We start from the raw sequence: 9,064 nt of genomic DNA, 5'->3' as shown, positions 1-9,064 counted from the left end.
AAGGTCACAGGTTCAAATCCTGTCCCCGCAACCACACACAAAACAGCCCCGTCTCACCAGAGACGGGGCTGTTTGCGTTTGAGCCGTCAGCAGCAGGGCGCAGACGGCGCTACGGCGGCTGTGCCCCCGCGCGCGCAGGGGTCGCAACGGGAGCTGCCCGGTCTCGTTTGCGGCGACGCTCGGGCAAGGATCCGCGTGAGTTTCTGCGACGAGTGCGCGCACTTTGGCACGCCGCTCAGGTGGCGGGAGGCGTTGGCGCGCTTGCGCCGCCAAGCTTGCGGATAGACCTCAGGTCGCGACCGACGGCCGGTGCCTGGATGCTGCTCAGGACGTACGGACAGCCTCTCGGGTGCCGAACACCAAAAGTCGCGTCGTTGACGTGAGCGCCGAATAAAGGTTCAAACGGGCATGGCTCTCTTTCCCCTCTCACGACGTGCGCTCATGGGCGCGGCGGTCAGCACCGGCATCCTGCCCTCCCGACTGCTGGCGCAGGCTGCCCGGCCGATCCTGGCAGGGACCTATGCGCAGGAGGGCGGGACCGGGTTGGTCCGCCTGGAGGCGTCGACGCGTGGCTGGACGGCAGCACGCGCGCCGGCGTCCATCCGCAACGCCTCCTTCGGCGTGCGCAGCGACGCCACAGGCCTGCGGTATCTGGTCGACGAGCAGGCCCAAGGGGCGCTCGGCATCTATTCCCGCGATCTGAAGCAGGTGGAAACCCGGCCGACGCTGGGTGCCGATCCCTGCCATGTGGCGCTCAGCGCGGACGGGCGCAGGCTGGCGGTGGCGAATTATTCGAGCGGCAGCATCGCGCTGTGGCAGCTCGACGCCAAGACCGGGCTGCCGCTGGGCGAGGCACAGCGCGTCGTTCACCAGGGCAGCGGGCCGGACCGGGCACGGCAGGCGGGCGCGCACGCGCATTGGGTCGGGTTTGCGGCCCGGGACTCGGTGCTGCACTCGGTCGATCTGGGCGCGGATGCGATCTTTGCCCATCGCCTTGCTCCGGGTTCGGGCGAGGTCGCGGAAACGACCATCGCCTATCGCGCACAAGCGGGCTCGGGACCGCGCCACCTCGCGCGGCACCCGCGACTGCCGATCGCCTTTCTGGTCGCGGAACTCGCCAACACGGTGACGATCCTCCGGACGCAGGCCGACGGGACGTTTCAGGCGCGCGGCATCGTGTCGACCTTGCCCAAGGGGTTCCAAGGCGCCTCGGCAGCGGCGCACATCGCCATCAACCGTGCGGGCAACCGGCTCTATGTCTCCAACCGCGGGCACAACAGCATTGCCGTGTTCGCGATCGCCGGGGACGGGGGGCTCGCACGCCTCCAGCACGTCGACTGCGGGGGGAACTGGCCGCGGATGTTCCTGCTGCTGGAGGGGCGGGGCGAGATGCTGGTGGCCAACCAGCGCTCCGGCGACGTCGCCTGCCTGCGCATCGGCAGCGACGGACGGCTGGGTGCCGCGGCCACGCCCAACGTCCGGGTGCCTGGGGTGGCGTATCTGACGCTCTGAGCCGGCGCGGGACTTGCCGAGCCACCGCAGGACCTTTCAACATTCTCGAACGCAGCAGCAGAATTTATCCGGATATTCCGGTTGATCCGCTGCGCCTAGCTTTTGCTCATCCGCTGCACGGCGGTCCCTTTGCAGGAAGGGCCGCTACCAACCCAGGGGATGAAAGGGAGCGCCATGAGCACGATCACCACCCAGGACGGCACTGAGATCTTCTTCAAGGACTGGGGTTCGAAGGATGCCCAGCCGATCATGTTCCATCACGGCTGGCCACTGTCGTCGGACGACTGGGACGCCCAGATGCTGTTCTTCCTGGAGCAGGGTTTTCGTGTGGTGGCGCATGACCGGCGCGGGCATGGCCGCTCCGCCCAGGTCGACTTCGGCCATGACATGGCGACCTATGCCGCCGATGCCTCCGCGGTCGCCGAGCATCTCGACCTGCGCAATGCCATCCACATCGGCCATTCGACCGGCGGCGGCGAAGTCGCAGCCTATGTCGCGCGCCATGGCATTCCGCAGGGGCGCGTCGCCAAGGCGGCTCTGGTGAGCGCGGTGCCGCCGATCATGGTGAAGACCGACCGCTATCCCGGCGGCTTGCCGATCGAGGTGTTCGACGGCTTCCGTGCCGCGCTTGCCGCCGACCGGGCGCAGTTCTTTCGCGACGTCGCCGCCGGCCCGTTCTACGGCTTCAACCGCGAGGGGGCCGAGGTGAAGCCGACGGTGATCGACAACTGGTGGCGCCAGGGCATGATGGGCAGCGCGCTTGCGCATCATCAGGGCATCAAGGCGTTCTCCGAGACGGACCAGACCGACGACCTGACGGCGATCACGGTGCCGACGCTGGTGCTGCACGGCGACGACGACCAGATCGTGCCGTACCGGAACGCGGGCCTGCTCTCCGCCGAACTGCTGCCCGACGCGACGCTCAAGATCTACCCGGGCTTCCCGCACGGGATGCTGACGGTCAACGCCGACGTGCTGAACGCGGATCTGCTCGCCTTCATCCGCAACTGATCCCGCGCGGGGAACGGCATTGCGGTGTCCGTTCCCCGCCAAGCGGTGCTGCGAGGGAGGCGGAGATGATGCTGTCGTTCGACGCGGATAGCGACGCCGACATCCTGCCGATCGACCTGCCCTGACGCCTGTCAGGCGGTGGGCTGCGGGGGGCGCACCGGGGCGAGGCCGAAGCTGGCGTCCATCGCGCCTGCGGGCAGGGGGTGGCTGAGCAGGAAGCCCTGAAGCGAATTGCAGCCGATCCTGGACAAAAAGACGCGCTGCTCGGGCGTTTCGACGCCCTCCGCCGTGACCTTCAGCCCGCTTGCCTTGGCGAGATCGATGATCGCCTGGATGATCGGGCTCCCGGTCGTGCCATTGGTGATGCCGCTCACGAACGAACGATCGATCTTGATGCGGTCGACGTCGAAGTTGCGCAGGTGGGTGAAGGATGAATAGCCGGTGCCGAAATCGTCGAGCGCGATGCGGACGCCGGATGCGCGCAACCGGACGAGATTGGGCTGGCAGCTCGCCGCATTCTCGATGAAGTTGGTCTCGGTGATCTCCAGCTCGAGCCGTTCCGGCGGGAGGCCGGTGCGCTTGAGCGTGGCCAGCACCTCCTCGGCAAAGCCGCGGTTGCGCAGCTGAACCGGCGAGACGTTCACGGCGATGGTGCCGATCGGCCAGCGCACCACAGCGCGGCAGGCGTGGTCGAGCACCCAGGCGCCCAGTTGCTCTACCATTCCGGTCTCTTCCGCAATCGGAATGAAGAGGGACGGCGAAAGCGTGCCGTGCTCAGGGTGGTGCCAGCGGACCAGCGCCTCCGCGCCCGTCATGGTGCCGCTCCGCGCGGAATAGAGCGGCTGGTAGAACACTTCGAACTGGTCGCAGCTATCGAGCGCGCCGCGCAGGTCCGTCTCGATCTGCTTGCGCAGCTTCAGGCTGGCGTCCATCTCGTCCGCGAAGAAGAGATAGCGGCCGCGCCCGGCGGCCTTTGCCTGGTAGAGCGCGATGTCGGCCTTGCGGGCGAGTTCGAAGCGCTCAGCGGCATCCTGCGGGCCCAGTGCGATGCCCATGCTGACACCAACATAGGCGTGGGTACCGGCGATATCGAAGGGGCGGCTGACTTCCTCGATGATCCGCATGCACAGGATTTCGGCCGCGGCGGGCGAGTCGATGCCGAGCTGCAGGATCGCGAATTCGTCACCACCGATGCGGGCGACCAGATCATCGGCGCGCACGCTGGCGCTGAGCCGGGCCGCCACTGCCTTGATGAGTTCGTCGCCGGCGGGATGGCCGAGCGTGTCGTTGACCTGCTTGAACCCGTCCAGGTCCAGGTACAGCAGCGCCAGCGAGGTCGGGGCGGCGCGCGCCTGGGCCAGATGAAAGGCGAGGCGATCGTCGAACAGGGCGCGGTTGGCGAGGCCGGTGAGCGGATCGTGGAACGCGAGATGCTGCGCCTGCGCCTCGCTTGCTTCCAGCCGCAGGGTGCTGCGCCGAATGTTGCCCAGGAGGACGGCGACGATCGCGAAGATGAGAAGAAGTGCCGCCACCATGATGGGGGCGACGCGCCGCACCATCAGCGACCCGGGGCGGAAGGGCAGCCAGGTGACATAGCCGAGCAGACGGTTGCTCGAGGATAGCAGCGGCACTCCCTGACGATCGCCGGGCGGCGGCGCGTGCGAGAAGCCGGCCTGTTCCAGCCGATATCGCTCTGCCAGATCGCGCACGAAGCCGGTGTCGAGATAGCGGACGGCGACATGGAGGTATTCGCTGCCCGGCACCTGGACGATGCGGCCGGTGTCGGACGTGATCGGCTTCACGCTCACAATGGCCGGGTGGCCGTTGACGGTGCCGAGGTCGATCGTGCCGGGCGACAGGGTGGGCGCGTCGAGGTTGCCCGGCGCGCGCCGGCGCAGCATCGCCTGCAGCGAGGCGACCAGCGGTGCAGCAATGGGCGCCACGCTCTTTCCATAGGCATCCGGCGCCACATGGGCCCCGTCGCGCATCGCGTAGAGGGCCCGGCCACCCGGATCGAGCACATAGGCCTCGTCATGGCCGAAATAGGTGCGCATCCACAGGCCGAGATTGTTGTCGAGCCAAGCGACGCTGCGATCGGGTGCTCGAACCTGGCGCACCGCATCGTCCCAGACCGTCACCCCCTCCTGATCGTGCGCGATCCGGGCGATGCTTTGCGCCAGCACCGTCTCCATCACCCGGTGTTCGCGCTGAAAGGCGAGGCTGTCGGACTGGCGTGCGGACAGAAACGCCAGCGCAGCGATGAGCAGTGCTGTCGCAGCCACTACGGCAAGCGCCGGCACAACGATCTGGGCGATGAAACGCCCGCGGCTCGTGTGCGCCGCTGGAGAAGGTGCCGGCATCATCCCAAGGCGGGTAACGGCAGACGATTAAGGAGCCGTTGTCCAAGCGGTGCCGCAAAAGCACAGTGAGGATCTTTTCGCACACCTGCTGCCAAAGTGGCGCAGGCGATTAATCAACGCATCAGCATTTTGCCCGATGCACGCGCGATGATTCGCCTTCCCAATCGCCGCCGGTCGTTCCTGCTCGCCGCCGCCCCGCTGCCGTTCCTGGTCACCGCGCCCGCATTCGCCGCCGCCGAGCCGGAGCGCGAAGATGCGCCCGCGCAGGTGCAGGAGGTGCAGGAGGTGGTGGTGACGGCGCAACGTCGCACCGAGCTGATCGAATCGACGCCGGTCGCAATTTTGGCGTTGAGCGAACGCGACATCGTCACGCGCAAGCTGGACGACATCAAGGATCTGGTCACCTTTACCCCCGGCTTCTCGGGAAGCTCGGACGACAGCTTCATCGACTCGCTGGCGATCCGCGGCATCGTGTCCAACGACTATGGCATCGGCGGCGACCCGTCGGTGGGCATCTTCAAGGATGGCGTCTACCAGGGGCGGACCGGCAGTGCCGTCACCTCGCTGTTCGACATCGAGCGGGCCGAGGCGCTGCGCGGGCCGCAGGGGTATCTGTTCGGGCGCAACGCGATCGCAGGCGCGATCAACGTCATCACCAACAAGCCGAGCCTCGATGCGATCAGGGGGCATGTGTACCTGGGCCTGGGCGAGCGCAACCGGGTGGAAGCCCAGGCCGCGGTGAACCTGCCGCTGGGCGAGCGCTGGGCGGTGCGGCTGGCGGGCTACCAGACCCGATCGGACGGCTGGGTCGACAATGTCTTCACGCCTGACCGCGACGACCGGCTGATGGGTGAGGACAAGCAGGCGGCGCGCCTGTCGCTGCTCTATGCCGACGGACCCTTGCGCGTCGTCGCCACCGGCGAGTACGAGCGCCGCCACATGGGCGGAACCCCCTATCGCGCGTCCAATGACGACCGCGAGGTGCTGGATGCGATCGACGTGGCCCTGGGGGGTGAACTGGTGGTCGGCGGCGGCCGGGGCGACGTGGATACCGACCTGGTCGATCCGCGCGACGACGGCACCGTCTATGGGGCCAACGTGCAGGCCGACCTGGAACTGGGCTTTGCGACGCTGACCTCGATCAGTGCCTATCGCCGGCATCGCTTCTTCTATTCCGAGGATTTCGACGGCACGCCGCTGCTGCTCGGCAACTATACGCAGCGCCAGCGGGGCAGCTATGCCAGCCAGGAGATCCGGCTGGTTTCGCCCGGCGGCGGGCGGCTGACCTGGTCGGCGGGCCTTTCGGGCTATCGCGAGACGGTGCGCGCGCGCTTCACCAACGAGGCGGACGAGACCTCCGTCTGCGTGGCCGGCTATGGCTATGCGGACTGCGAGGAACTGACCCAGGACCTTTATGGCACCGCCTATGTGCCGGCCGCGGGCGGCGTGCTGATCGACGTCAACGATGCGCGCAGCGTCAACACCGGACTGGCAGCCTATGGCGACGCCAATTACCGCGTGCTCGACAAGCTCCAGGTCGGCGTCGGGCTTCGCCACAGCTGGGACCGCAAGAAGTTCGGGGTGAACATCCCGGTGAGCGCGGGGACGCTCGGCAACATCTGGACCTTCTCCTATTACACGGACGGGTTCGTGGAGGCGGCCAAGTCGTGGAACGGCACCACGCCGCGGGTTTACCTGCGCTACGAGATCCAGCCGGACCTGAGCATCTATGCGAGCATCACGCGCGGCTACAAGGCGGGGGGCTTTGGCTCTTTCACCATTTCAGCACCGGGCGAGATCGAGGAGTTCGGGCTGGTCCCGGAGGGCACGACGCCGGACGATTTCGCGCCGGAGACGGTGTGGAGCAAGGAAGCGGGGATCAAGGGCCGGCTGTGGAACGGACGGCTGCGGTTCGACCTGACCGGCTTCCACTATGTGTATCGCAACCTGCAGGCGGTGTTCTTCGATACCGAAACCCGCACCCAGCAGGTCAACAACGTGGGTCGGGTGCACGGCTATGGCGTGGAAGCGCAGGCGACGCTGCGGCTGGGGCGCTGGTTCGACGTGAACGGCAACGTCACCTACACGCGCACCGAGAAGCGCGGCGATCGCGACTGCACGCTCAGCGATTGCGGCGGGCTCCCCAACCCCAGCTGGGCATCGAGCGGGGTCGCGACCTTCCACTATCCCATCGGCGCGAGCGAAGCCTATCTGTCGGGCGAGTGGGTGTACGAGGGGCGCGGGCGGCAGAGCTTCGACTGGCGCGGCATTGTCCGGCGGCGCGGCTATACCGAGGCGAACCTGCGGCTGGGCTATCGCTCGGACGCGGGCTGGGAGGCCAACGCCTATGTCCAGAACCTGTTTGACGCGCTCTATTACAATGGCGCGGAGAACAACGGCGACCTGACCCCGTCCACCGTCTGGGGCGTGTCGCAGCCGCGCAACATCGGCCTCAACCTTCGCTGGCGGTTCGACGGCTGATCGGTCCCAAGCGGCTGGCCTTTCGTGACGGGCGGTTCGGCGCGACGGAGGTCAGGCGGGGCGGCGAACCGGCTGCGGGTGCTTATCTGCGCGACGACACGGTGACGCGTGGCTATAGGCGCGCCGAGGAGAGCGACGATAATGCCCGAGGGCAACAAAGACGTGCAGCGGGTGGACGCGGTGCGGGCAGCCAAGCCAGGTTCGGCCGACGCAACGGTCCAGTTCCCCGAGTTCGCGATGAGGGAGCGGGAGGCAAAGGCGCCGTCCGCGCAGTCCGCCGCGCTGCGCGAGGCGCTGCGGCAGAGCTACCCGCTGCCGAGCGACACCTTCATCACCGAGGCGATGCCGGTGCTGCTCGCCCGGCTGTCACTGAAGGGTTGAGCGTCGCCGGCCGGGTTCAATAGGTCGACGGCGGATCGCTCGCCGGGAAGGACTCGTCCGACGCCTCGTCCTCGGGGGTCCAGGGGCGACCGGCCGTGTCACGCATCGCGGCCGGGCCGGCCGGGCGCACCGGGGGATAGCTACTGTCGGCAGCGACGACGCGATCGGCAAAGGCGGCATTGGCAAGCGCGCGTTCCGATGCGTCCGAGGGCGCCGGCAGCAGCGCGACCGGCTCGCCTGCGCGCCCGCGTGCCTTGCGCCGCCGCAGCAGCATGACGCCCGCAACGGCTCCCCCGACCGCCAGCGAGCGGGCGAGCGGGCGCAGCTCCAGCCAGGTGTAGAGGCTGGGCCGGGCGCGCGCGGTGAAGTCGCCCCGGGCGCGATCGTCGCCTTCGGAGGCGTAGAGATTGCCCGGCCGGCCCTCCGGAGCAGGGCGGTCGGTCCTGGACGCGGGGATGCCGAAGCGCGCCAGCAGCTTGTCCATGAGGCCGGGCGCCATCACCTGGTTCATCGCCATGCTGCGGCCGGCGCCGCCCGCGAACAGGTCACGCACCGGATGTTCGGCGGCGTAGAGGACGCAGTCGGCGACCACGGCCGGATCGTAGAGCGGCGGCGGTCCCTTTGGCACGACATCGAGCTTGCTGCGCGAATTGGTGAAGAAGGGGGTGTTGATGGTCGCGGGCTTGATGCTGGTGACGGACACCGGCACGCCGTCTGCCATCAATTCGCGGCGCAGCGCATCGAACGCGCCTTCGACCGCGTGCTTGGACGCGCTGTAGGCGCTGTGCAGCGGCAGCGAGACGATGCTCTCGACCGAGGAAATGACGATCAGCGCGCCGCCGTGTTCGCGCAGGTGCGGCAAGGCCGCCTGCGCGCCGTGAATATAGCCCAGGAAGTTCACCTCGAGGATGCGGCGGAACTCCTCCGGCGTGGTATCCTCGAATCCGGCATAGACCGAGACGCCGGCGACGTTCACCCAGCTGTCGATCCTGCCGAAGCGTGCCACCGTGTCGCGCGCGACCTGCCGGACCTGCGCCTCGTCGGTGACGTCGCAGGTGACGGCCACCGCCTTGCCGCCCGTGGTGGTGATTTCCTCCACCAGGGTGGCAAGGCTTGCGGCGTTGCGCGCGGCCACGACGACGATCGCGCCCCGATCGGCGGCACGACGGGCTGTTTCGCGGCCGATGCCGCTCGACGCCCCAAGAATTACCATGACCTGCTGCGAAAGCGGCTTGAGCTTGATGGCCATCGACGTGCCCTTTTCTGCGGTTCGGGGAAGCGCCGTGCGCGCTGGTTCAGGTTTCCGAACGGAAGGAACG

6 protein-coding genes are annotated in these 9,064 nt (G+C 68.0%); 4 read left to right on the top strand and 2 right to left on the bottom strand.

Annotated features, from left to right (window positions below; translation table 11 throughout):
- Positions 1–408 precede the first annotated feature (408 nt).
- Positions 409–1,512, top strand: coding sequence for a lactonase family protein (locus LK533_RS11715; protein ID WP_229363121.1), 1,104 nt, complete (start codon positions 409–411; stop codon positions 1,510–1,512).
- Positions 1,513–1,686: 174 nt separating this feature from the next.
- Positions 1,687–2,523 carry an alpha/beta fold hydrolase gene (locus tag LK533_RS11710; protein ID WP_229363119.1) on the top strand — a complete coding sequence of 279 codons (837 nt, stop codon included), beginning with the start codon at positions 1,687–1,689 and terminating at the stop codon, positions 2,521–2,523.
- A gap of 131 nt (positions 2,524–2,654) precedes the next feature.
- Here LK533_RS11710 and LK533_RS11705 read toward each other — a convergent pair whose 3' ends face one another.
- Positions 2,655–4,805: a putative bifunctional diguanylate cyclase/phosphodiesterase gene (locus LK533_RS11705; protein WP_229363118.1), complete on the bottom strand. Its 2,151-nt coding sequence runs from the start codon at positions 4,803–4,805 to the stop codon at positions 2,655–2,657.
- 225 nt (positions 4,806–5,030) lie between these two features.
- On the opposite strand from LK533_RS11705, the gene LK533_RS11700 reads away from it, so the two are divergent.
- Positions 5,031–7,364 carry a TonB-dependent receptor gene (locus LK533_RS11700; RefSeq protein ID WP_229363116.1) on the top strand — a complete coding sequence of 778 codons (2,334 nt, stop codon included), beginning with the start codon at positions 5,031–5,033 and terminating at the stop codon, positions 7,362–7,364.
- A gap of 141 nt (positions 7,365–7,505) precedes the next feature.
- Positions 7,506–7,745 carry a hypothetical protein gene (locus tag LK533_RS11695; RefSeq protein ID WP_229363115.1) on the top strand — a complete coding sequence of 80 codons (240 nt, stop codon included), beginning with the start codon at positions 7,506–7,508 and terminating at the stop codon, positions 7,743–7,745.
- Between the two features lie 16 nt (positions 7,746–7,761).
- Here the strand turns inward: LK533_RS11695 and LK533_RS11690 are convergent, their stop codons facing one another.
- A complete protein-coding gene (locus tag LK533_RS11690) occupies positions 7,762–8,994 on the bottom strand; it encodes an SDR family oxidoreductase (protein WP_229363114.1) in 1,233 nt (410 codons plus the stop codon).
- Between the last annotated feature and the right edge of the window lie 70 nt (positions 8,995–9,064).

Origin of the sequence: Sphingomonas sp. PL-96, assembly GCF_020707215.1 — a bacterium.
Classification (GTDB): Bacteria; Pseudomonadota; Alphaproteobacteria; order Sphingomonadales; family Sphingomonadaceae; genus Sphingomonas.
The sequence above is the reverse complement of the archived record's forward strand: the minus strand, read 5'-3'. Positions and strand labels throughout refer to the sequence as shown.

What these genes read in the sequence shown, in the direction of transcription:
- LK533_RS11715 (WP_229363121.1), top strand. Translation starts at nt 409, where the DNA reads ATGGCTCTCTTTCCCCTCTCACGACGTGCGCTCATGGGCGCGGCGGTC.
- LK533_RS11710 (WP_229363119.1), top strand. Translation starts at nt 1,687, where the DNA reads ATGAGCACGATCACCACCCAGGACGGCACTGAGATCTTCTTCAAGGAC.
- LK533_RS11700 (WP_229363116.1), top strand. Translation starts at nt 5,031, where the DNA reads ATGATTCGCCTTCCCAATCGCCGCCGGTCGTTCCTGCTCGCCGCCGCC.
- LK533_RS11695 (WP_229363115.1), top strand. Translation starts at nt 7,506, where the DNA reads ATGCCCGAGGGCAACAAAGACGTGCAGCGGGTGGACGCGGTGCGGGCA.
- LK533_RS11690 (WP_229363114.1), bottom strand. Translation starts at nt 8,994, where the DNA reads ATGGCCATCAAGCTCAAGCCGCTTTCGCAGCAGGTCATGGTAATTCTT.